21 protein-coding genes are annotated in these 24665 nt (G+C 42.4%); 8 read left to right on the plus strand and 13 right to left on the minus strand.

Annotated features, from left to right (window positions below; all coding sequences use genetic code 11):
• Positions 1 to 147 precede the first annotated feature (147 nt).
• Together BCU12_RS11905 and kduD are read right to left on the minus strand one after the other, a co-directional pair.
• Positions 148 to 786, minus strand: a complete 639-nt coding sequence (locus tag BCU12_RS11905) for an RpiB/LacA/LacB family sugar-phosphate isomerase (protein ID WP_102404465.1) — start codon at positions 784 to 786, stop codon at positions 148 to 150.
• A gap of 113 nt (positions 787 to 899) precedes the next feature.
• Positions 900 to 1661 carry a 2-dehydro-3-deoxy-D-gluconate 5-dehydrogenase KduD gene (kduD, locus tag BCU12_RS11910; RefSeq protein WP_102404466.1) on the minus strand — a complete coding sequence of 254 codons (762 nt, stop codon included), beginning with the start codon at positions 1659 to 1661 and terminating at the stop codon, positions 900 to 902.
• A gap of 302 nt (positions 1662 to 1963) precedes the next feature.
• Here kduD and BCU12_RS11915 point away from each other — a divergent pair, with 302 nt between their 5' ends.
• A complete protein-coding gene (locus tag BCU12_RS11915; protein ID WP_102404467.1) occupies positions 1964 to 2707 on the plus strand; it encodes a transporter substrate-binding domain-containing protein in 744 nt (247 codons plus the stop codon).
• 816 nt (positions 2708 to 3523) lie between these two features.
• Here the strand turns inward: BCU12_RS11915 and BCU12_RS11925 are convergent.
• The 3 genes from BCU12_RS11925 to BCU12_RS11935 form a co-directional block, all read right to left on the minus strand.
• Positions 3524 to 4927, minus strand: coding sequence for a sodium/glutamate symporter (locus BCU12_RS11925; protein ID WP_102404469.1), 1404 nt, complete (start codon positions 4925 to 4927; stop codon positions 3524 to 3526).
• 177 nt (positions 4928 to 5104) lie between these two features.
• Positions 5105 to 6244, minus strand: coding sequence for an epoxide hydrolase family protein (locus BCU12_RS11930; protein WP_102404470.1), 1140 nt, complete (start codon positions 6242 to 6244; stop codon positions 5105 to 5107).
• Between the two features lie 64 nt (positions 6245 to 6308).
• Entirely contained in the window at positions 6309 to 7808 is a 1500-nt protein-coding gene (locus BCU12_RS11935) for an aldehyde dehydrogenase (RefSeq protein WP_102404471.1), read from the minus strand.
• Positions 7809 to 7910: 102 nt separating this feature from the next.
• Here BCU12_RS11935 and BCU12_RS11940 point away from each other — a divergent pair, with 102 nt between their 5' ends.
• Complete coding sequence (locus BCU12_RS11940; RefSeq protein WP_102404472.1) at positions 7911 to 8816, plus strand: LysR family transcriptional regulator; 906 nt, start codon at positions 7911 to 7913, stop codon at positions 8814 to 8816.
• Positions 8817 to 8968: 152 nt separating this feature from the next.
• On the opposite strand, the gene BCU12_RS11945 is transcribed toward BCU12_RS11940, so the two are convergent.
• The 3 genes from BCU12_RS11945 to BCU12_RS23320 all read right to left on the minus strand — a co-directional run bounded on the left by BCU12_RS11945 (position 8969) and on the right by BCU12_RS23320 (position 12184).
• Positions 8969 to 10654 carry an N-6 DNA methylase gene (locus BCU12_RS11945; RefSeq protein WP_102404473.1) on the minus strand — a complete coding sequence of 562 codons (1686 nt, stop codon included), beginning with the start codon at positions 10652 to 10654 and terminating at the stop codon, positions 8969 to 8971.
• A 319-nt stretch (positions 10655 to 10973) separates the two neighbouring features.
• Positions 10974 to 12017, minus strand: a complete 1044-nt coding sequence (locus BCU12_RS11950; RefSeq protein WP_102404474.1) for a GMP reductase — start codon at positions 12015 to 12017, stop codon at positions 10974 to 10976.
• A 17-nt stretch (positions 12018 to 12034) separates the two neighbouring features.
• Positions 12035 to 12184 (minus strand): hypothetical protein, encoded by a 150-nt coding sequence (locus tag BCU12_RS23320; protein WP_157939880.1) that lies wholly within the window; start codon positions 12182 to 12184, stop codon positions 12035 to 12037.
• A 429-nt stretch (positions 12185 to 12613) separates the two neighbouring features.
• On the opposite strand from BCU12_RS23320, the gene BCU12_RS11955 reads away from it, so the two are divergent.
• On the plus strand, positions 12614 to 13177 hold the full coding sequence (locus BCU12_RS11955) for an outer membrane beta-barrel protein (RefSeq protein ID WP_157939881.1): 564 nt from the start codon (positions 12614 to 12616) through the stop codon (positions 13175 to 13177).
• A gap of 226 nt (positions 13178 to 13403) precedes the next feature.
• Here BCU12_RS11955 and BCU12_RS11960 read toward each other — a convergent pair whose 3' ends face one another.
• The 3 genes from BCU12_RS11960 to BCU12_RS11970 form a co-directional block, all read right to left on the minus strand.
• Positions 13404 to 13859, minus strand: coding sequence for a PAS domain-containing protein (locus BCU12_RS11960; RefSeq protein ID WP_102404476.1), 456 nt, complete (start codon positions 13857 to 13859; stop codon positions 13404 to 13406).
• The gene (locus tag BCU12_RS11965) at positions 13859 to 14863 is read right to left on the minus strand and encodes a response regulator (RefSeq protein ID WP_102404477.1); all 1005 of its coding nucleotides are present in this window, start codon (positions 14861 to 14863) and stop codon (positions 13859 to 13861) included. Before BCU12_RS11965 ends, BCU12_RS11960 begins: the two co-directional genes overlap by 1 nt.
• Before the next feature lie 266 nt (positions 14864 to 15129).
• Positions 15130 to 15594 (minus strand): TetR family transcriptional regulator, encoded by a 465-nt coding sequence (locus BCU12_RS11970; protein WP_102404478.1) that lies wholly within the window; start codon positions 15592 to 15594, stop codon positions 15130 to 15132.
• Between the two features lie 446 nt (positions 15595 to 16040).
• Here BCU12_RS11970 and BCU12_RS11975 point away from each other — a divergent pair, with 446 nt between their 5' ends.
• Together BCU12_RS11975 and BCU12_RS11980 are read left to right on the plus strand one after the other, a co-directional pair.
• The gene (locus BCU12_RS11975; RefSeq protein WP_102404479.1) at positions 16041 to 16340 is read left to right on the plus strand and encodes a DUF406 family protein; all 300 of its coding nucleotides are present in this window, start codon (positions 16041 to 16043) and stop codon (positions 16338 to 16340) included.
• 161 nt (positions 16341 to 16501) lie between these two features.
• Positions 16502 to 18577, plus strand: coding sequence for an EAL domain-containing protein (locus BCU12_RS11980; RefSeq protein WP_102404480.1), 2076 nt, complete (start codon positions 16502 to 16504; stop codon positions 18575 to 18577).
• 81 nt (positions 18578 to 18658) lie between these two features.
• Here the strand turns inward: BCU12_RS11980 and BCU12_RS11985 are convergent, their stop codons facing one another.
• The gene (locus tag BCU12_RS11985; protein WP_102404481.1) at positions 18659 to 18850 is read right to left on the minus strand and encodes a hypothetical protein; all 192 of its coding nucleotides are present in this window, start codon (positions 18848 to 18850) and stop codon (positions 18659 to 18661) included.
• 395 nt (positions 18851 to 19245) lie between these two features.
• Here BCU12_RS11985 and BCU12_RS11990 point away from each other — a divergent pair, with 395 nt between their 5' ends.
• Positions 19246 to 19959, plus strand: coding sequence for a tRNA (adenine(22)-N(1))-methyltransferase TrmK (locus BCU12_RS11990; protein WP_241909819.1), 714 nt, complete (start codon positions 19246 to 19248; stop codon positions 19957 to 19959).
• Between the two features lie 66 nt (positions 19960 to 20025).
• On the opposite strand, the gene ppsA is transcribed toward BCU12_RS11990, so the two are convergent.
• The gene (gene ppsA, locus BCU12_RS11995; RefSeq protein ID WP_198599321.1) at positions 20026 to 22398 is read right to left on the minus strand and encodes a phosphoenolpyruvate synthase; all 2373 of its coding nucleotides are present in this window, start codon (positions 22396 to 22398) and stop codon (positions 20026 to 20028) included.
• 177 nt (positions 22399 to 22575) lie between these two features.
• Between ppsA and BCU12_RS12000 the strand changes: the two genes are divergently transcribed.
• Together BCU12_RS12000 and BCU12_RS12005 are read left to right on the plus strand one after the other, a co-directional pair.
• The gene (locus BCU12_RS12000; RefSeq protein ID WP_102404484.1) at positions 22576 to 23409 is read left to right on the plus strand and encodes a pyruvate, water dikinase regulatory protein; all 834 of its coding nucleotides are present in this window, start codon (positions 22576 to 22578) and stop codon (positions 23407 to 23409) included.
• Between the two features lie 182 nt (positions 23410 to 23591).
• The gene (locus BCU12_RS12005) at positions 23592 to 24593 is read left to right on the plus strand and encodes a Gfo/Idh/MocA family oxidoreductase (RefSeq protein WP_102404485.1); all 1002 of its coding nucleotides are present in this window, start codon (positions 23592 to 23594) and stop codon (positions 24591 to 24593) included.
• Positions 24594 to 24665: the final 72 nt, after the last annotated feature.

The following is a 24665-nucleotide window of genomic DNA, read 5'->3' on the forward strand; positions in this document are numbered from 1 at the left end:
CGATGAACCTTTTTTTATCTCTGTTCGATAACATTCTTTTTGTGTTAGAACGCGGTTGTTTGGCTTAGGCCTCTATCTAGCAACAGACAATAAAAAGCCAGTCGTTCTCATGACTGGCTTTACGGAATTGATGTCAATGACGAGCGGTTACTGTTCTAACAATACCTTCACGTAGTCGGCAATTTCTGGCACTTCACAATTTGAGAAGAAACACTCTTGGAAATGCGCACCACCGACGGCTGTTTTGACCAACTCTTGATCAATTGCGCGTAATCCTTCGACAACATTTTTTGCAACAGCCAACTTCACTTCACTCAAAATTGCGGCATTGGCTTGCTGAGGTGCAGCACGTTCAACTGGGTAACCTTCACCACGATTGCCAGTAAATGCCTTTTCAAAGATATAGCGTACATTCAACTCCCCTGCCCAACCAAAGCCTTTAGCGAAGGCAAGCGATAACGCGTTGCCGTTGTTAATTTGGTTGAACAGAAACGCATCTGAAGGCTCTAGCGCATAACCACAAATCACGCCAGGGTGTAGGTTACTCGCCATCATGGCACCTTGACCCGTCCCACATCCGGTCACAACAAAATCAACCGCTTTAGAATTCAATAGTAAGCTTGCCATAATACCAAGATGGACATAGGTTAAGTGGTGATCACTTTCGTCACGCATACCAACATTATAAACTTCGTGTCCTAACCCACTAGCAACCGCTGTTAACTCACCTGCTACCATTACGTTTTTAGACGCTTGGCTATTTTCCATTATTAGTGCAATTTTCATTTCTATCTCCAGCCACTTTGAGCCTAATCATTCATATTGTTCAACATTACTCACTTCCTTGATGCCATCTTTAAAGGAACCGTAAATAACATCGTTCAAGCAACGCCAGTTTACTAGCGAGCGAGCCATCCGCCGTCTACCGCCATGGTATAACCATTTACGTAATCTGCTGCCGAAGACGCTAGGAAAACACAAGGCCCAGCGATGTCTTCAGGTTCACCCCAACGCTGAGCTGGAATGCGTTCTAGAATCGCTTTATTACGTTCTTCATCATCACGAAGTGCTTGAGTATTGTTGGTCGCCATATAACCAGGAGCAATCGCATTCACATTAATATTGTGCTGTGCCCATTCATTCGCCATGGCACGTGTCATGCCCATAACCGCGCTTTTAGATGCGGTATACGAAGGGACTCGAACTCCCCCTTGATAAGAGAGCATCGACGCAATGTTAATGATTTTTCCACCATCACCTTGAGCGATAAATTGCTTCGCAACGGCTTGAGACATAAAGAACACCGTCTTTGAATTAACGTTCATTACGTCATCCCAATCTTGCTCCGTGAAATCGATGGCATCTTGGCGTCGGATGATTCCAGCGTTATTCACTAATATATCGATTCGGCCAAATTCAGTGAGTGCCTGTTCAATAATTAACGGAATCGCGTCTTGGTGCATTAGATCAGCGCGAATATCTAGGTACTCATAGCCTGCGCTTTCCATTAACTCAATGGTTTCTACGGGCGTAGATCGATTTACCCCAACCACTTTGCATCCAGCTTCTGCCAACCCTAACGCTATGCTCTGACCTAATCCTGTGTTACATCCAGTCACTATCGCGACTTTCCCTACTAAACGAAATGACTCTAATACCATGATACCAACCTCTAGTTCGAGCCCTACCGTTGAGAGCCAAAAATCACAAAGAATATAATAATACAAATTATAAATAATGGCGAAACAGGCTGTTTGAAGAGAGATCTATGTGCGGTTTTGTAGAGTAGAAAAAGAGATTATCGACATGGATTTTTGTCTCACTAGGAACAACATCTGTATTAAGAATGGTAAACACACCTTCAAACGTTGCAAACTTGTTATTAATGTTCGTTATATCATTAGTATTGTGTCATTCTTAAGCAACGAACACTTTATAGCCACTTAACTTTCGAAACGGATTTATGGATAGCCTACGTATTACTCTGGCAGTATTGTTACTCTCGATTGCAAGTACTCCCTCCTTTGCAGATAGCGAGAAAGTGATTAAGTTAACGAGCGGTGATTGGCTGCCGTATACTTCTAGTCAACCTGGTGGTGGTCTTGTAGAAAAAGTGGTCGCTCAAGCATTTAAAACTCAAGGCTACGATGTTCAGATAGATTACTTACCTTGGATGCGCAGTGCCAAGTTAGTGGAGCACTCGCACTATGACGCCACCTTCCCCTGGTATTCCAGTGAAGAACGCCGAGAGGTTTTCACTTATTCAGCTAACCCACTACTCAGTGCAGACACGCTTATCTTTCACCATAAAGACGTGGATCTTAAGTGGAACGAAATTAGTGATTTAGGCAAATACAAGGTTGGGGGAGTAGAAGGCTTCTTTTCTACCCAACTACTAAATGAAAATGGTGTTGAAACCGTCAAGTCAGCGAGTTCCGAGGAAACGATTCTCAAACTTTTCTATAAAAGAGTTGAAGCAATACCTATCGCCAAACAAGTTGGGCTGCATTTGATTCGAACCATGCCAGAAGTCGATCCCGAGATGATCAAAATTAATGAAAAGCCTTTGATCAGCAAGCCTCTCTATATACTCTTCGCTAAAACGCCTAGGGGAAAATACTTAAGCGAAGTCTTCGATTCTGGACTCACCATTTTGATAGAAAATGGTTGTTATGATCGGCTGATGTCCGGTGAGAGTTGTGAATAGAACCAGGTGAGTCTGAATCACTGAAGAAGAGCCCCAGTCCATCATTTCTTAATATAGGGGCTCACCCTTAACGACAAATTTTGAGCCTTTGTCATCAGTCCATTGCCGACTAAGATGAATTGCCTCAGAAAAATGAAATTAAAAGACAACTATTCAAAATCAAAAATTTAACTCAGTTCAACCCACTCAGCTTGTGGTGTTTTACGTTTTAACATTTAGAGTAGAGGCTCATTGAGATCTTTTTGTGAATAATGCAATGCTCGATCTCCAAAGTCTTTTCAGCTCTACATTAAACTTATATAAACGGTACCCCGCCATCCTGCTTTTTACGTCGTTATTCTTATACATGAAGATTTGCTCGAGAACCTCTTCATTTGAACGGCAGTTACCTACTCTTCTGCTTAACTGATACTTTTCGTGAATTATCGGATTAGCCATAAAGATCACCTTACTTGTTCCATGTGTGTCTGTTATATCAGTTTTTAAGGTAGCTGATTGTCGATTGGATAAGGTTAGAAAAGGTCCAGCGATGCGACATAGACAACAGACTAAATACATCGTTCGAACCACAATTTAAAGTGCACAGATAAGAAACGAAACGTTGCGCTTCCTTTCCCACATAGACCACTCTATAGACAGCGTACATTTACCAGTTTAGGAATCACAAATTAAGATAAAGCGGTATAACACTAATCTAGGATAACAATCGTCACACCAACAAAGCGAAATGACTTGCGGCTAGCTTTGCGAATGAGACTTATATTACAAACACAGCGCCAATTTAGACACTGTGTTGACTTTAGGTTATTCCAATACTTACCACGCTCGTTTTTTTACAAATCCAAGAACAAAGAGAGAAGCAATCATAGCAACCACATAGAATCCTAAAACAGGCAGCAGAATTGAGCTACTAGATGGAACAAATGGCAGATTAATATAGATAATTTGCACTATTGGTAAAATGAATATGTTCATGATTGCCAACTCAAATGCTGCTGGTGATTTGAACTCTGGATCAACAATACGCAGTAATAATAACCCGGAAGCAACCGTACCGGTATAACAACCAAACGCCGCTAGACCACGTTCGAACCCATATTTAGGCATTCGACGAGCAAACCAAACAATCACAAAGAAACTGATCGCTGAAGCACAAATCGTTGTGATTAAGAACGGAACAATGATCTGCTGGATATCATTAATGCCAATAGCTAAGAATACCGCACAAATCATGAAATCAACGGTTGTACCAGTAATGCGGCGCGTCGTTGAGTTATCAAGTACGTGACACGCTTTAACCTTTCTTAATGTCTTTCGTGTTACGACACCAGCTAGCATGCCCCAAACATAAAGCATCCCGAAGCCTAGGCCTCTAATTTTCTCAATAGACTCAGGCCAACTGAATGTAGCCCATGCTAAAGCGAAAAGATAACCCGCACCATACAAAACAAACATCACAGCAAAATGGAAAGCAAAAGTGTCGATATTCGCGCTGTGAGTCGTTGATTGTGCACAAGGCTCGGAGTTACCTTTACCCATGATGCCAGTTAATAGCGGTTTTGGCATACTAGATAAGTGCTTTTCAGATAACCAGCCTTTCTTAATTGCTTGATTAGCAAATGGAATACCGATAAGGACAGCAAACAGAAAACCAGCGGCACCAAAGGCTAGTCCAACCGTACTTGCGCTTTGTACGCCGTATTCATTTTCCCAAATACCACCAATCGCTTGGGCAGCTCCAGGGTTTTGTGAAAACCCAACGCTTACAAGATAACCGTAACCGGTAAAGATCTCGCTTGACGTAAGGTACGAATAAAGTTCAAAAACAGTACGGCCAGTGATCCCTTGGATTGCGTAGATAAGGCAGTAAATCAGAGCAAGCCAAAGCGCCCCGCTTCTTATCCATTTAGAGTTTGCTTTGTCAGCGTCAGCCTCAGGTTCATCTTGTTGGATTAAACCAATACCAATAAAACCAAAAGCGAACAAATGAAAAACCAACACACCAAATGCGCTGGTTGGTATTTCTTTCCAGCCTTCTTGCGTTGGCATACCTATTAAACCAAAGTTCATTAGTAAAAAACCAATGACACCGCCAATCAGAGCCGAAGGAATCAGGTTCTTCTGAAAGAAGGTAACTCTTGAGCGTAGGAACGCGGCAAAAGACAGCAATACACCGATCCAAAAAAAGGCTCCTACGTATGGGAAAAACAGTGATGACATAAAATAATCCTTTATTGACTTAACACGTTTTTACTACTGCTCACTCACGTAACTACGTGTTCCTATTAGTTTCAAAGCGAGAGCTTTCCACAATATCGTTAAGCTAACGTGAATCGCTCACCGTACAAATACAGTCCGAAATTTACAGATGTTTAAGAGTTTGCAACTCAACCGGAATTACATACCACGGAAGAACTGCTGAATATCTGCCATCAACGCCTTAGGTTGCTCCATTGCAGCGAAATGACCACCGCGTTCCATAACCGTCCAGCTCTTGATGTTATACATTCGTTCTGAGTATTTTCTTGGTGGCCACGCCAATGTTTCTTTCGGAAACAGTGCGGCTCCTGTCGGTACTTCTACACGACTGCCGTTTTCACCTAAAATACGACCGCCTTCTTCACGGCGTCCGTAATAGATCCAAGTGGATGAGTTGAACGTTCCTGTCGCCACATAGATCATGATGTTGGTTAACATATCATCTTTGCTGTGAACGCTTTCAATGTCCCCATCGTCTAGATCTGACCATGAGTAAAACTTCTCAACTATCCAAGCTGCAATCGCAACTGGGTTATCTTGCATAGCGTAACTTAGTGTTTGTGGGCGTGTTGCTTGCAAAGTTCGATAGCCATCCTCCATAACAGATTCACTACATACGCGATCTGACCATGCTTGCTCTTCTTCATCTTGAGGGCCGTCAATATGACGCATTGTCGGGAAGTTGATGTGAATCGCTTTACAGTGGTCGGCGAAATCATGCCCCAACCAGCTACAAATCGCGCTTCCCCAATCCCCACCTTGTGCCAGATAATCATCGTAGCCAAGCACATCGGTCATTAAACTGTTAAGTACCTTAGCCATTGCTCTTGGCCCCATAGGCCTTTTGGGACGGTCAGAAAAACCAAAACCAGGCAGCGAAGGCACAATAAGATCAAACGCATCTTCTGATTTACCACCATACAACTCTGGGAATGCAAGAGGTTCAAGCAAATCAAGAAACTCTGCAACAGAACCGGGCCAACCGTGGCTGATAAGCAAAGGACGAGGCTTTGCAGAGCTACCACGGATATGAATATAGTGAATATTCATCCCGTCAACTGAAGCCGTAAATTGGGAGAACTTATTCATTTTTCGCTCTTGTTCACGCCAATCAAATTCGTGCACCCAATAGTCGCACAGCTCCTTAAGATATTTGATATTCGTCCCGTAATCCCAACCACCGTCGTCAGGCATATAACCCCACTGATACTCGGCAACACTTTTTCTAATATTGAACAAAACATCATCACTCAGGTTAACCTTAAATGGTCTAATCATAAAATCACCCTTTTCATTTATTACCGACATATGTTTCTAAAATCGCCGAAAATCACTATATTAATCAGTTATTATGCTTATTTACGTACCAGATAGTTTTCGTCTGCTGATATTGATCGAATGCTTCAACGCCATTATCTTTTCCGCCAAACCCGGATTGTTTGAAGCCACCGAAGGGGGTACTGATATCGCCTTCAGAAAAGCCATTAATCGAGATAGTGCCTGCATTTACCGCCGCCGCTGCACGTTGAGCTCGGTACACATCAGAGGTGTAAATCGAAGCCGCTAATCCATAGTCGGTGTCATTGGCGAGTTTGAGAGCTTCTTCTTCAGTATCAAATGCCGTAACGACTAAGATTGGACCAAAGATTTCTTCTTTGAAAATGCTCATATCTGCAGTCACATCGCTAAAGATGGTCGGCTCGACAAACAAACCTACCTCATCAGAAGCAGTGCCACCGTACACCAATTGAGCGCCTTCACTTTTTGCCTTATCTAGGTAACTTTTCACTTTATCGAAGTGTTTCTGCTCAATCAGTGGGCCGACTATGGTGTCCGCTTTTGTCGGATCGCCCATCTTCCAGTCACGCATTCTCGTGATCATTTTTTCAATGATTTGGTCGCGAATAGTGCGCTCAACAATCAAACGAGAACCACAGCTGCAATTTTCACCCATGTTCCAAAATGCGGCGTTTAGCATGTCGTCGATGAACGCATCCATGTCTGGGATATCTGAGAAAACGATTTGAGGTGATTTACCACCACACTCAAGAACGATCTCTTTTAGGTTACTCTGCGCAGAATACTCTAAGAATTTACGACCAACTTCCGTTGAACCGGTGAACGAGATCATATCGATGTCATTGTGTAGGCCTAAAGGTCGACCTGTATCTTCGCCGTGACCGGTGACCATGATTAGCACCGACTCAGGAATCCCAGCCTGGTGAGCTAGCTCAACCATGCGATAAGTACTCAGTGACGTTTGCTCTGCAGGTTTTACAATCACAGAGTTACCCGTTGCCAGTGCAGGGCCTGCTTTAAATGCGAACATCAGCGCAGGAAAGTTCCAAGGCAATACAGCCCCCACAACACCAATCGGCTCCTTTACAATGAGTCCCATCGCATCACCATTGGTTGGTGAGACTTTACCGAACTGCTTATCCACCGCTTCGGCATACCACTTAATGAGTGCAATCGTTTCTGGGATATCAGTCTCAAGACACTCAGAGATGGGTTTGCCGGCTTCAACACAATCCAGTGCTGCCAGTTCTTCAGCATGTTTTTCAAGCAGTGCAACCCACTTGTACATCACATCTTTACGCTCAGCCGGGTTCAAATTAGACCACTCGCCTTTATTGAAACTCTCACGAGCTGCCCTCACGGCTAGGTTAACGATGTCTGGACTACCAGATTCAATTGCACCAATTACAGATTTGTTATGTGGAGCAATTGTAGGGAAAGACAACTCACGGTTCGCAAAGTGCTCAGGTATCAAATGACCTCCCCATAATTCACCCTGTTCGGCCAAAGAAAAAATATCTGCTGCGACTAGTACATAGTTCATTAATCACTCGATCTTTAATTAAATGTTTCAAGAATGTTAATAATTTGATAGATTCACGTAAAGCATCAAACAGATATATCTTGATACCTTTTAGGAATGAGTATGAGTTTGAATTATGAAATCCGGCATCTGAAACACTTCTTTGCATTAGCTGAGGAATTGAATTTTCGAAGAGCCGCAGAGAAGCTCAATATTGCTCAGCCAGCGCTCTCTCGATCATTACAGAAACTCGAATCTAACCTAGGAATAGTTCTCTTTATTCGAACCACTCGCCTCGTAGAGTTAACCGACGCGGGGAAGGCATTTCATGCAGGAGCATACCAAGCGTTTCTATCGTTAATAGACGCAGAAAAAAGAGCAATGCGCGTAAAAATTGGAGAAGAAGGTTCATTAAGAATTGGCTATACAAATTTTGCAATTACAGGTCAATTACCTCAACTATTGAAGGCGTTTAAAGATTGTTACCCTTTAATTCGACTAGAACTTATTCATCAATTTTCGGCTGATCAAATAGAGTCTCTAGAAAAAGAACGTTTGGATTTTGGCTTCATTACTGGCCCCTTGATTTATAAAGGGGTTACATCGTTTCCTTTCCAACAAGATCCATTAGTCGCGATTGTCCCTAACTCTCACCGACTGTCGCACAAAGAGTCGATAGACCTGATAGAGCTAAAGAACGAATCCTTTATCTTGGGGAATACCAATAACTGGACGCACTTTTTTAAGATCATTCAAAGGGTTTGTCGTAACGCAGGATTTATGCCCAACATCGTAGAAGAAGCTTACGATACAGAGGCTATTTTAGGCTTAGTGAGTTCAGGGTTTGGGATCAGCTTACACGCAGGAACGGTAACGAATTATTATCGTAAAGGCGTGAAGATCATCGATATCAACGATAATCTCGACCCCATCAGTACAGAATTGATTACATTCAATCCCGTTCAGAGTCCGATTAAAGTGATCTTCTTCGATTTTGTTAAAGCGTATAGCAAGAGCCTAGTAAACTAGCATCGCCTACTATTTTGTTAGTGATGGGCTTGTTGCGTACTTAATTCTGATCATGCTTAGCAATTTCATTAGAAAGTGGTCGCTATAGGACATGAACTATTCCCTCACTGTTACCAGAAATTTATTCTAGGAATTTCTATTTAAGAACGAGTTCAGGCCTCATTATAATTTCTTACTCCTTTGTAACGTTCCTTTCTCAAAAAATGAACGCCCCTAGCCAATAAATTGCATTTCTCTTTTGAAATGAGTTCATTTTTTATAAGAACGTCATCGACAATTTCTGTAACTTGATCCATTTCATTCATCTTAATGCTTTCTTCAATACTTGGTACTGCTGCTTTCAAATCTGCAATGCATGAGTCTGAAAACAGAATCTCTATTCTTCTTCCTGCGCTAGGTTCTATTTTCAACACACCCGTACTATATGCGCGGCCTTCTATCTCTGCCGATAACTGTGAAAATGTTGAAAGCATGGAAACAGCTATCGCTAACTTCTTGTCAGCACTTGTATTTTTATCGTGAAAGAATATTTTATGTATTGAGTTGGTGCAATTTATCTTTCCCTGGTTAATCACTATTCTTGGCCCAAGGTGGCTCATGTAAGACATGAAACCATCAGAGATTATATTGTCATCTGGTGCAAACCAATATGGTCGTTTCTTAAATGTGCGGTTCTTCGCTAGCTCTTCAGGAGTAATCTGCGACAAGTACTGTTCCACTGTACTGTTCTTTGCTTGCATTTGTTCAGGCGTTGCATGAACTAAGTAGGCTCTTATGCCTTCTTCTTGAATCATTTTTTGTCTAGAGTGTGAATGCTCGATGCCAATAAATGAAGGGAACCTTCCAACTACTGGTCTAAGGCATTCGTCTGGTAGGTTATGTTCCTCTACTGTTTTCTTATCAACAATGAAGTAGTTATTCGCACCCGTAACCATGCCTATTTTAACATCGACAAAATGGCGGAGTGGGTATGCGTAGCTTTGAGAAGATAAGGACACAAAAGCAGTTTTAATAGCATCACTCAATAACTCGAATTTATAGTTATCAAAATCAAACAGCGCTGTTGTGTCATCGTTTTCAATGGTGTGTTTCAGTTCATCTAGTGTGTCTACGTAGTCAACAGACACTACGCCATTATCTATAACTTCTGAACTAAAACCTTCAGCCATTAGTACTATAGATGTTTCTCTCACACCTTCACTTCTGAATAACCTTTCCGCCAGCTTAATAAGTTTTACTTTTTTAAAATGCTTCTTATGTATCTCTATTAGTTTTTTTGCATAATCAGCATGTAACAAACTACTTGGTAAAACCCATGCCCCCCGCCCCCCGTCTTTTAGGAAAGAAAGACTATGAAGTATGAAAAATGCCCATAAACTCGTATTACGCCCCATCGTATCGCCTGAAAAAGATGAATCGCGCAAGATTTTTTCACATGACTTTCGCTGAGTTTCTGTCATGTTGTGCATGGATACGTATGGAGGGTTTCCTAGAACTACATCAAACTCAGAAACGAGAAACTGATTAGGACTTACTTGAATAAAGTCACTCTGCAAAAAACGTTTCTCGAGTAGCACATGCTTATCAAACTTCTTACTGAGAATGTCAAAAGCGTGAGGGTCTATATCAACCCCATAGAGTTGTTTATCTGGTGAGCTGCATCCTAAAACTTTTAAGCGCTTGATGCAGCTGTCAAAAAAGCCACAACCTCCGAAACTCGGTTCCAAAATCGCTTCTTCTGGTTTCGTTATTGCCCAATCAACAAGAATCTGGCTTAGCTCTGAAGGGGTATAATAGGCGCCTAATTCTTTCTTTTTCGGCAATGAATGCGGGTTCATTTAATAGTGGTCCTTTGCGGAGTGGGATTGCCCCTATCTCGTTTAATGGCGGTATTTTACCTGATAAACGAAGTTGAATACGGTGGGCCATATTTACTCGTTCACAATACACAGACAAACCCTTTAAATACAGTAATTTACTCATACGTCAATTTAATAAATATTACATCACCCCAAATCTTTCTTCTATACTCGTATCTCGTATCAGAAACATTTTTGAATGGGTATCGCCACTTTGTCGCCACTTACCGATTTTCAGACAAAAAAAGAGTCGCTACAAGCGACCCTTAATATTCAAAATAACGAAACTATTTCAGTTTTACTCTTTACCGAAAACGTTGTTCTCTTGCTCTTGCACACGGATGAACGTGGTACGCTTCGTTAGCTCTTTAAGCTTTGCTGCGCCTACGTATGTACACGTTGAGCGTACGCCACCAAGGATGTCATTGATAGTGTCGTTCACATCACCACGGAATGGTAACAGTACGGTTTTTCCTTCAGCTGCGCGGTATTGTGCAACACCACCAGAGTGCTTAGACATAGCCGACTGAGAAGACATGCCGTAGAATTTCATGAATGTCTTACCGTCTTTTTCAATCACTTCGCCGCCAGACTGTTCGTGACCTGCTAGCATGCCGCCAAGCATAACGAAGTCTGCGCCGCCACCAAATGCTTTAGCTACGTCTCCAGCACAAGCACAACCGCCGTCACCGATGATCATACCGCCAAGGCCGTGTGCTGCATCTGCACATTCGATGATTGCTGAAAGTTGCGGGTAACCAACACCTGTTTTAACGCGTGTCGTACATACAGAACCAGGGCCGATGCCCACTTTCACGATGTCTGCACCCGCTAGGATTAGCTCTTCACACATGTCGCCAGTAACCACGTTACCTGCAGAGATCGTTTTAGTAGGGAACTCAGCACGTACACGCTCTACGTATTCTACTAGGTGCTCAGAGTAACCGTTTGCTATATCAATACAAATAAACTCTAGGTCTTCACTTAACGCTAAGATCTCTTTTGTTTTTTCGAATTCGCGATCAGACGTACCTGTTGATACAAATACTTTGTTTAGAGTCTCTTTATCTGCACCTTTTACAAAGTCAGCCCACTGCTCAACCGTGTAGTGTTTGTGCATTGCTGTCATCACACCGTGCTTCGCAAGCTCGGTTGCCATTTCAAAGCTACCAACTGAATCCATGTTAGCGGCAATAACAGGAGTACCAGACCATTGACGACCACTGTGCTTGAATGTAAAATCGCGGGTTAAATTTACTTGAGAACGACTTTTTAGTGTTGAACGCTTCGGGCGAAACAGTACATCTTTAAAGCCTAACTTAAGTTCTTGTTCGATACGCATTGTGTAAATTCCTTGATTTAGTAGTACATGTTCCAGTGGGCATCACGCTCATGAGACTTGTCACATTCATCATAAGCATAGTGCGTTGATAAGTCGTTGGCAGACGATTTACCTTTCTTCGGACACAAAAAAACCGGAGCGTTGGCAGACGCTCCGGTTTTCAGCATTATAGGTCGTGATTTTTTTCATGCAAGTCTGATAAATGGAAAATTTTTATGTTACCTTATGTAGGAAAGCACCTATAGAAAGCAAACGTTGTCGCCCAAATCTCATTTCCGAGATTAGCTTTTATTAATCAATATCTTACTACTTGCATTGGCACTTCTAACCAAACGCTAGTTTTGCGGATTGTTTCCACCTTGACGCCCATTGCCCATCACCCCATTCAATTTCGTGATATAAATCACCATTTTACCCACTGGAATTATTGTTAGCCCACTCAACAGACTGGGTAAATAACGCTCGATCGCATAGTTAACGCTCTTTTATTTCTCTTCTTAAAACTGGATCGGTAATTGCTTATATTCACACTGGCAATATACAGGCAGATTTCAATTAAACACCGAAATGAAATGGACAGTAGCAGGGAGAAGAGAATGAAAATCACGGAATTTCTATTCAAGCTAATTACAATCAGCTTTTTGTTCATTTCTCCCATTGTCGTTGGTGCCGATACTAAATCCCATCAAGTCTTCGCCGATACGGGCTATTCGACTATTACTGGTGAACTAGGAAGCGAGAATGCTTGGGTGACTAACATTGGCTATAGTTACTTTCTTTCGCCGTACGTAGGCCTAGATATGGGGCACACCAATATTGTGTCCGAATCACCGCAATACTCTAACGAAAACCTTGATCGCATTGATCTTAGTTACCAAGGCTTCTTTGGTGGGGCACATATACAACACCCAATAAAAAATCTCGGCTTTGTGTATGCGAAAAGTGGTGTCAGTTACACGACGTTAGAAGAAACAAATTTAACGAGTAACCCAAACTCACCAATACAGTCTTCAGGCACTCACCCCTACTATGGCGTAGGGATGAAAATTAATACTTTCATGCAGCCAAACCTTGATGTAAATATTGAATATATCCACCAGGAACTAGAAGGTGACTACTCGAATTCTTCTTTTTTGGTCGGAGCCAGCTTCAAACTCTGACGAGAGTCTAACGATAATCAAAACCCATCTATGCCTAGCTTAAACGAACCAATAATGACGGTTACTCGCTCTGCAAATGCAGCATAATTGGCCGATTACTACGCTATTGAACATTTCATGACGTTAACGGCCCAACTAGCCGCCATCAAACAGTCAATAAATCGACAGTTAGCCGTCAAATTAACGTTGCAGTTACCATTACCGCTGACGATGGCTATCCGGTTGCCTAATTGTTCTCTGTCTGTTTGGATTGAACAGAGACTAAAGCTTCTGCTGTCGCATCTTGAATCGAGAGAAAGATCGACTTCACCTGCCCTGTAGGCGTTCTCATTGGGTTAAGCGTGACATTCTGATACATGAATTCCGCTTGTTGCGTAATAGGCCTCACATTACGACAATGAAAGAGATATGGTCGTTGTTGCCAGGTAATAAAGCTACGGCAACCTAAGTCATACACTGGCTTCGTTTTAAGGCTAAACCAGTCTTTCGGTATCTCGGGAAACACCTCAAATAGAGACTTTCCAATCGCATCGTGCGCTTGTTTGCCACTATGGTGAGTCATAAAACCATTCCACACTTGAATGTTGTACTCTCTGTCGATAACGATTAAGCCCATATCAACATTTTGTACCATGTCCACCATCCAATGGAATTGTTCAAATTCTGCAGGAAGATCTAACATTAAAAGTCCTCCATTAAGTAAGCGAGCTTGTTATCAAGCAACGGCAAAGATTCATCGACAAACATAAACAATAGGTCACAACGAATAGAAGTGCCGTCAATGTTATAGCTCACCTCGAATGTCATGGTTTTTGTGAATGACCCACTGGTTGATTTTATCACTGAATCTATTGATATATGTTGGCCAAGCAGAACAGGTGAGCTTTGGAAGAACCTCACTTCAGACTGCTCTCCCAATCCATTTAAAAAGGAACCCACCAGAATATTCGATACATCCATCAACAGTTCCAGCTCTTCAAGTTCTTCACTTTCAGCGGGTACTTTCATTAACTTCTTAAGGTCAGTGACACTCGAATCACTCAATAAGACGAGCGCCTCACCCGCGATCCCCTCTCCACTAAAGCCTTGGCAAACACCAGACACTTGGTCATTGTCAGCAAGGTCTCTAAGAGCCATATGCAGCTCACTGACTTCTAGGATGTTTACGTTAGGTAATGGTAGGTGTACAAATACATCAAAATGACGCGCTAACGCATCCGCCGCACGACCAATCGATACGTTGGCGACCTCCATATAGATATCTCGTCGGCGTAATATGGGCAGATCGACAGAGACTGGCGTTATGATTTGCGGTTGGCTTCTTGGGCTAACCAGAGATTTTAATACGTCATTAAGAAGCTTTTTATCGATGGGTTTTTGAATAAAACTTTTCGCACCAAAAGCCATGACTCTTTCTTTGGCTTTCGGTTGAATATCACCCGATACAACAACGACGGGTAGATCGTAGCCGCGTTTTTGTATTTCTTCCAACGTTCCAAAGCCATCCAATTCTGGCATGGTGAGATCAAGGAACATTAATTCGAATTTTTTTTGTTCTAACTTTTCTAGCGCATCGAGGCCATGAACGGCAAAAGTAATGTCAGCATTAAGTGATGCAGGAAGAGAACGAGCCATCTGTTTGCGCGCCAATGCAGAATCGTCACAGATGAGAACGGGATATGTCATGCGTTCACCTATATTTATTAGTAATGGTTTCATTAGAGTGTAACAGAAAGTGACTGTATGGCGTTCTCAATCGCAAAAATTATCCTTTATAATTGATATTACTGTAGATTAATAAGCTAATTACCCTAGTTTATTTAGGTGAAATAATTCGTTTTTTTACGTTCTATACAGACAAAAAAACACCCTCGTTTGAGGGTGTATAAGATCTCATGCTGTATGTCATCAATTGAACGACTGGCTAACATCTCGCCAGAAACAGACTCAATTTATGGCTTAGTCATCTGAATGAGTGATTTGCCGATTAACCATTCCACTTCTCGCTCACTGCCTTCGCCAAATTGAGTGTCCGCCAATTTGTACAATCGTTCAATACCATGCTGAGCAAATTCATGAGCGCGTTCTGCTGTAACGATATGGTGAAACAATAGACGTAATATTGCCAAAAATTCTTTATTCTCGAGTGCCTTAATCCAGCTTTCAGAAAAAGTGCTTAAGTCACCATTTATCTCTAAATGCTCAACAAAAAGCGTGAAAATACGCCCATCTAACGCCGCTGTAAAGTCAGTCTTTTTTGGGAAGTGGTGACTGATACCGGTACGTGATACACCTGTTTGCTGGCTTAACGTCGTGTATGACATCTTGTCGTAGCCAAGCTGTAAAAGCTGGTCCACAACCGCATCCATAATGGTTTGAATGGTAATCTCAGTATCTTCTTTACTACGCTTTGGCATGTCGTAACTCTTCTCTCTATTAACTGCTTCACTCAAATCGAGTGGCAAATAACCCTAGTAATCGCCTTCCTTTTCGGTGCTTTACTATGTCAAACCATGGACTTTAAACATCCCCGCCTACCCAGAAAAAATCAATTGATAACACTGGTGATTATTTGCCTGAATAATATTGAGCGAAATAATGTTACATATCGCCTGAATAGACAACTCGCGGATAAAAGTTCAGATGTACTTTTCTATTCCGTTGCGCATAAATTCGACCATGATCACATTAATGCAGCCTCCCCTGCAGCATTGGGGATCGGATTCTCGAGGCGATGCTTTAATTCCACTCTCACTCTGTACAGTATAGCATTCCATTACTTATGGCAGAACCGTGTGTTTTTTTGTGGATAGAGATCAAATTGAACGGTAATATGTCCTGACTTTATTTAGGGGAATATGTAATGAGTACCGAAAAGTTTGATAATGAAGTATGCGAAGCTTGTGGTGTCGCTGGTGAAATTGGATTCGTCATCGCTGAGGGCGACGATGTGTCTGAAATTACGATTAACGGCAGTGATGCAACAAGCCTAAAAATCGAACTCGACAAATACACAACACTGGCAAAAGAAGTGTGTGAAAACGTTGAATTCGAAGTATCAGAAATCACCGAGGCATCAAAGCAAGTGGTTGTTCGTTTCAAGTTTGAAGTGAGTGCAGAAAAACTAATTTTTGAGTTGAAAACGCGTTCATTACGTCGCTAACTTGCCCAGCATATGACATCGCTGCTAAAGGAATAGTGGCGATTATTTACACATCAATTCAACAGCCTATCATTAAGCTAATCACCCTTTATTAATAAAATCATTAACAGTTTACGCTCAAGCATCCTACTATTAGTAGAGTAATGGCAAGGTGCTCTATAATGTTAATGACTGACACTCAAATTCACGTCTACTGTTCACTCGCTTTTAGCTCTTTACGTAAACACTTAAAGCTGTCTCTTCAGGCACTGCGACAAGGAATGATTTGGCTCATTCCATGTTTGATGATCTCATCATTTTCACTCTTTTTCGCGTCGCTTGGCGAGTTTATCACCCATGATCGCAATCCTTTTATTGAACACCTCTACCTAATCAACAAGATTGTCGTTGAGTTCTTCCCTTTTTTACTCACTTCAGCTCTGTCTTACACTCTTGCTATGCAATGGAAAATTGCACGACCTCCTGTCATATTGCTGTCACTCGTGTACTTAATCAGTATTCAAGAGCTGTTGCTGCCACAAGGCTCAAGTGCAACTTACCACATCGTTTTATCTATTCTGACACCGCTCTATTCGGTACCGATTCTCACCTACCTGACGCGATTTCGCTCGCTCAAACTGGTCAGAACAGACGTAGGCGGTCGAATCGTTAAAGAGTCGCTCAATCTTGTGTTACCCAGTGTCATCACAATTATGCTGGTCTTCATCATCACTCACTGGCTTTTTGTCTGTTTAAGCTATATCAACGTGATTGACGGCTTGTCGCTCGACTATGCCAATGCGCCCTATGAGTTTGGTTTTGCTTTCGCGGCTTTGAATTCCGCTCTATGGTTCGTTGGGATCCATGGTTATTACGCGCTTCTTCCTCTCGTCGATATGTTGCAAGAGGCCAGTCAGCTCAATTACTCGACAAACCTTGCTGGGGGTGACAGCCCCTACGTTATGAATTTGCCCTTTATGGGCGTTTTTGTGTTTATTGGTGGCAGTGGCGCGACGCTATCTTTGATTGTTGCTCTGCTCGCGTTATCGAAACAAAAAGCGGCACGATACCTAGCGCTCGCCAGCATTCCAATAGGGCTCTTTAATGTCAATGAGATACTATTATTTGGTCTGCCCATTATCTTTAATCCAAGGCTTTTCTTACCGTTTTTAATTGTTCCCTTGGTGAATGTATTGGTAGGGTTAACCGCGGTTGAGTTCGGTTACGTAAGCACACCCAGTTTTCCTGTGCCGTTTAATAGCCCGGTATTCATCAACGCATGGATAGCAACGAATGGTGAAATAAACGCAGTGATCTTGCAGTTGGTTAACATTTTTATCGGTTCACTTATCTACATTCCTGCCGTTCTCTCCATGAACAAACAACATGACTCAGGGACAATTACGTTCCACTCATTAGACACAACCTACCAAAGATTACGTGAGTCAGCGAAGCTCGAAAGCGAAGACATCGTTCAAATCGTGCAATCGAAAGCCAACCACCTTGAGAGCCTTGAGCAGCATGTTGAACGAATTAGCCACAATGAATTTTGCTTGGAATACCAACCACAAATTTCGACAACAACAGGGAAAGTTGTCGGGGCAGAAGCGCTAGTTCGGGCTATCGACAATGATGGAAATCTACAAGCGCCTTATACCTTCTTGCCCTGGCTAGACGATGCAGGATTAACCCAAGACCTTGATTTATGGGTCTTTAAGCGAGCGGTTCGAGATATCATCGAATGGCGTAAAGTCGGAATTGATATACCAATCAGTGTCAACATTGGTTCGAAGACACTCGTCGACCGAAAAATCATTGAACAAATCATTCAACTCGTAGAGCCAGTCTCTTCACTGATTCATATCGAGATTACGGAACAATCCTTACTGGAAGACGAACAAGAACTTTCCAAGTCTCTCAATGAGCTTTACAAACTGGGAATACCTATCTATATCGACGATTTCGGCACAGGTTTTTCGTCTTTCAGCTATCTTAATCGTTTTGATATCTCTGCCATAAAAATAGACCGAAGTTTTGTTTTAGCGTTATCAAACGAAAGAGGGAAAAAGGTGTTTGAAAGCTTGCTCAATATTGCAAAATTACTTGAGCTAGAGGTCGTTGTGGAGGGTGTTGAAACCATCGAACATTTAGAGCACATTCCAAAAGAACCCTCTATCTCTGTTCAAGGTTGGTACTATTCAAAATCGTTAAGTGTGAACGATTTCAACGTGTTTATGGATAAACTCAATCGCGAGTAAACCAGAACAGATACTCCATCGTTGGATACAAAAAAACGCAGCTCGAAGGCTGCGTTTTTGTATTTGGTCTTTATTAGATGCTTAGCGCATTAAACCCAAGTCTTTTTGCATGTGACTTGATAAATCAGACGAGTAGTAAGTGCTTGGCTGGCTGTTATCTACGAATAGAATATCTAATAAGTGTGCAATCAATCCTTTGAAACTAACCGAGTAGGTTTTCTTATCCATAGAGGTTGGTGCAGCGATTGTGTCTAAATGCATAACTTGTGACATAGTAGCCTCTCTAAAATTTGGAATAATTCGTTTCGTTGCGCTAAATATAGTCTCTAGTGGTCACCAATTATAATGACATTTTCTTGCATTTCGGATAACTTAAACTAATGAAACAGACCGTTAACAACTGAAATTAGAGGCTATTCAATATAGTCTTAATAAATAGGTAAACTGTCAATATTAGTGAATTTTAATTCACAAGCAGTCTAATCACTAGACCCAGTTAACAAAAAATGCACAATTACCCTTCTGGAATTTATTTTTATTTGTTCACATTTTTCCAATTTGGATTAGATTTACTTGATTTAATGTCCACTTTATAATGCCATTTGTTTTTCTGTTGATCACACACGTTAAGAACTACAATGACCGCTTGCTTAACTCAGGTAATACACGTGAAACTCAGTAAAAGACTTAAAAAAATTGATGGGCTCGTTGAGACAGGTTACGACCATATATGGGACTGCTGCTGTGACCATGGCTACCTTGGCGCACACTTATTGTCTCGAGGTGCGGGACGTCATATCCATTTCGTCGATATAGTCCCCAAATTAATGTCTGAGGTTGAATCGAATCTACAGCGCTTCTTCGTCAATAGTGACACGCCCTGGAGCGTCCATTGCATTGACGTTGCCACGATTCCACTGAATCAACATAAAGGTCGTCATCTTATTATCATTGCAGGCGTTGGCGGTGATCTAATGATCAACCTCATGCAATCTATTCTAGAGCGTAACCCTGATCGTTCATTCGACTTCCTGTTGTGCCCGGTCTACCACCAATATCAAGTAAGGCGCTACTTGAATGCGCAAGGCTTTCTCTTAAACGAAGAAGTATTGATGGAAGAAAACAGCCGTTACTACGAAATTCTGTTCGTTTCTCTTGATGCAAATAATGGAAGAATGGGCCAACCCGTCTCTTTAACTGGCATTGATATCTGGAAACCTAAAAACAAAGATGCATTTAGTACCGCCAAAGCGTATTTAGACAAGACAATTGCCCATTATCAGCGAATCGCAAAAGGTAACAGCGCTGAATATCAATCGATAGTGACCGCATACAAAAACATTGAGATAAAGCGAATATCAAAGGCTTCAAATGTTGCTTGACCCAAACCTCAATGCACAAAAAAGCACCCAGTCGGGTGCTTTCTAAGGGAGTGAAGAAGCTTTTAACTATTGACTATTCACTTTGCCCAATTTCAACCAGGTATCAATCACAGTATCTGGGTTCAATGAAACGGAACTGATCCCCTGCTCCATCAACCACTCGGCTAAATCATCATGATCGGATGGTCCTTGCCCACATATACCCACGTATTTACCTGCTTTCGTCGCCGCATCGATAGACATCTTAAGCATCGCTTTCACTGCGGGGTTACGTTCATCAAAGAGATGTGCGACATCGCCTGAATCTCGGTCTAATCCCAGCGTCAGTTGCGTCATGTCATTCGACCCAATTGAGAATCCGTCAAAGTACTTCAGAAACTCTTCAGCAAGAATCGCGTTTGACGGCAACTCACACATCATGATGACTTTTAAGCCTTGATCGCCACGACGAAGTTCAAACTTCGCAAGCAAATCAATGACAGAAGCCGCTTCACTCGGTGTCCGTACGAATGGAATCATGATTTCAACGTTCTTTAGCCCAATCTCATTACGGACGCGTTTGATGGCCTGAGTTTCTAATTCAAAGCAGTCTTCAAACACTGGTGAAATGTAGCGAGACGCGCCACGGAAACCCAGCATGGGGTTCTCTTCGTGTGGTTCAAAGTTTCGACCGCCCACTAGGTTACTGTACTCGTTCGACTTAAAGTCAGACATTCGAACAATCACGCGCTTAGGCCAGAATGCAGCAGCAATGGTTGCAATCCCTTCAGTCAACTTGCTGACGTAAAAATCAATGGGATCTTTGTAACCGCGAATACGCTGGGTAATTTCAGCCTTAACGTCGTCACTTTGAACGTCAAAGTTAAGCAGCGCTTTAGGGTGAATTCCGATCATCTTATTGATGATAAATTCTAGGCGAGCTAGACCAACACCTTCATTGGGTAATTGTGCAAAATCGAAGGCTCTGTCTGGGTTGCCCACATTCATCATGACCTTAGTAGGCAATAACGGCAGTTCGTCTACCGCAGAACGCTTCACTTCAAAGTCGAGTTCACCACGATAAACGTAGCCAGTTTCACCTTCCGCACACGATATCGTGACTAGGTCACCCGTTGTTAATTCATCGGTAGCATTACCACAACCGACGATGGCTGGAATACCCAGCTCGCGAGCAATAATTGCCGCATGGCACGTACGCCCACCTCGGTTAGTCACGATAGCCGATGCCTTCTTCATGACAGGCTCCCAGTCTGGGTCTGTCATGTCGGTCACCAGAACGTCTCCGTCTTGAACCAATGACATTTGATCAAGAGAGTCGACTAGCCTTACCTGACCACTGCCGATACGTTGCCCGATGGCACGGCCTTCAATCAAAACATCCGCTTTATTGTTTAGCTCGTAACGCTCAATAACGTTTTGCTCAGTTTGAGAGCAAACGGTTTCTGGGCGCGCTTGTACAATATACAGTTTTCCATCGATGCCATCTTTCGCCCATTCAATGTCCATTGGACGTTCATAGTGCTTCTCGATGATCATCGCTTGTTTGGCGAGCTCTTTGATCTCTTCATCATTGAGAGAGAACTCGTTACGCTCTTGATCATTGGTATCAATGACATCAACCTGCTTGCCAATTTCTTGGTTGTCAGAATAGATCATCTTGATCAGTTTAGAGCCGAATGTTTTCTTAACAATCGGTGTTTGACCCGCTTCAAGCAATGGCTTGTGAACGTAAAATTCGTCAGGGTTAACAGCGCCCTGCACCACCATTTCACCTAGCCCCCAAGAGGAAGTGATGAAGACAACTTGATCAAAACCCGATTCAGTATCGAGCGTAAACATTACACCCGACGAAGCTTTGTCAGAGCGAACCATACGTTGGATACCCGCAGAAAGCGAGATACCACGGTGATCAAACCCTTGGTGAACACGGTAAGAAATAGCGCGGTCATTAAACAATGACGCATAAACATGTTTCGTTGCTTCCAATACTGCATCAATGCCTTTGACGTTTAAAAACGTTTCTTGTTGGCCAGCAAAAGAAGCATCAGGTAAGTCTTCAGCGGTCGCTGATGAACGAACGGCAACCGACAATTCCTCGTTACCTTCAATGAGTTCGATATAGTCTTGACGAATGGCTTGTTCAAGGTCTGCGGGAAAGGGCGCATTTAACACCCATTCACGTATTTGTGATCCTGTTTTACGCAGCGCATCAACATCTTCGACATTGAGTACATCAAGTAACTGATGAATTCTTTCATCGAGTCCTTCAAAGTCTAAAAATTGGTTAAATGCGTACGATGTTGTAGCAAATCCGTTTGGAACTGAGACACCAGCGTTAGAAAGGTTAGAAACCATTTCACCTAACGAGGCGTTTTTACCGCCGACCTTATCTACGTCGGACATGGACAGGCGATTAAACCAGAGGGTGTTCTTATGCATGAATTTCTCCGAATGCATTGCAGCTTTTAAGTAGGGGGAGGCAAACGATTACGTAGAAGCAGAAAAATTTTTTAAATTAAATTTCAAAGCTGTGGGGCACGTAACTGAATACCAGGTTTTGTTATCGTTATTATGGTCAGTATCATACTCAAAATTATTTGATGATTTAAACAAATTATGCAGATCAATACCGAAAGTCGTGATGTATTCTATGTTTCTGATGGAACGGCCATCACTTGTGAGACGCTGGGCCATGTTTTACTTGGTCAGTTCTCGTTTTCCGCTAATGAGAAGACCTTCCCTTTCGTTGAAACTGAAGACAAGGTCGCAGATTTAGTGAAAGAGATCGAAAATAGCTTTACTCGCACAGGTGAAAAACCCCTCGTTTTCTTTTCAATCGTTCTGCCCGAAATTAGACAGGAACTGCTTGCCAGTTCAGCGCTTTGCTATGACGTTTTGGGTGGGCTCATTGATAAGATGAAGCTTGACCTCAACATGGAGCCGAAGCCTAAACTTCAACGTTCACGGAGCGTAAAAAAGAATTCAGAGAACTATTTCGACCGTATTGCTGCCATTGAATATACCCTTGCTCATGACGATGGCATCACGCTTAAAGGCATAGAAAAGGCCGACATCGTGTTACTGGGGGTATCAAGAAGTGGTAAAACCCCCACCAGTTTGTATATGGCCATGCAGTTCGGTTTAAGGGTTATCAACTATCCGTTTATCGATGACGATATCAAGCTGATGCGTTTGTTACCGGAATTTGAAATTCATCGTCACAAGTTGTTCGGTTTAACGATCGACCCAGACCGACTCACTGAGATCAGGGAAAACAGACTGTCTGGCAGTGATTATGCCAGTACCGAGCAATGTCGATTGGAGTTAGCAAGCGTTGAGTCTTTATTCAGACGTGAGGCGATCCCTTATATCAACACTTCCTCTTTATCTGTTGAGGAAATTTCCACTCGGATCTTAGAAAAGGCAGGACTCAAACGTCGATTGTTTTAAGTGCTATCACTCCTTCGTCATAAGTTGTTATGCAAATATCCAATTTCTAAACGCATGACAGTCTTTCAATTTTGCTTAGGCGTAAAGTGCGAATATCTAGAAGCAAACAACGTAGTCTATCGAAACGTTATTTTGTATCATCAATGGTTGTATTTAATGATATATCACACCAAAGGAAGGTTATGGCAGATTCAAACTCTAATCAGATACGTTGGGGAATCATCGCTCCAGGTCGAATCGCTCATCGTTTTGCTCAGTCATTTACAAGCATTACGGATGGTGTCATCGCAGGTGTCGCGAGCAGCAACGAAGGCCGCGCAAATGCATTTGCTTCTGAATATACGATTGAGAAGGTTTACACCGACTATCAATCTCTCATTCAAGACCCAGAGATTGATGCTGTCTACATAGCGACGCCACACCGATTTCACTTTGAGATCTGTCAAATGGCTATTCTCGCTAAAAAAGCCATCCTGTGTGAAAAGCCATTAACCGTAACCAGCGCGCATAGCGAGCATTTATTTGAACTTGCCAAGTCTCACGATGTATTTCTGATGGAAGCCTTATGGTCACGATTCTTACCAGTCTGGATAGAAGTCAAAAAGTGGGTTCAGCAAGGGAAGATTGGCCGTCTGCAACATTTTAAATCCTCTTTTGGTTTCAAGGCAGAACGGAACAATGACGACCGATTATTTAACATCGAACTTGCTGGGGGCTCATTGCTGGATACGGGTGTTTACAACATCGCGCTGACCGATTTTCTGGTTGGTCAATCGCCTGAGCGCATCCAGTCGAACGTGATTGTTGGGCAAACTGGCGTTGATGAGCAGTGTCAAGTTACGTTGCACTACCCAAACCTTACCAGTGAATTCACCTGTAGCTTGCTAGAAAGTTTACCCAATACTTTTGAGATTATTGGTGACAAAGGCACCATTACAGTCGAGGCCAATTTTTGGGAAGCGGAAACAGCCCGACTCAAAGTGACAGGTTCAGCGAGTAAGACCCTCAATATCCCCTTTGACAAAAATGGGTTCGAGTATCAAGTCAGAGAAGTTCATCAATGCCTTAATGAAAGTCGCATTACCAGTGAAGAGATGACCCCAGAAGTCACGATAAGAAACATGAAAGTGATGGATGAAATCTTAGCGGCTGCAGGCGTGAAATACCCGTTCATTAACGAATAAGTCATCAAATGGCTAGGTTTTTCGCCTAGCCATCGAGAAAGCGCATTCTGAATCTCACCAATCCAAACATGC

Origin of the sequence: Vibrio sp. 10N.261.55.A7, assembly GCF_002877365.1 — a bacterium.
Lineage (GTDB): Bacteria > Pseudomonadota > Gammaproteobacteria > Enterobacterales > Vibrionaceae > Vibrio.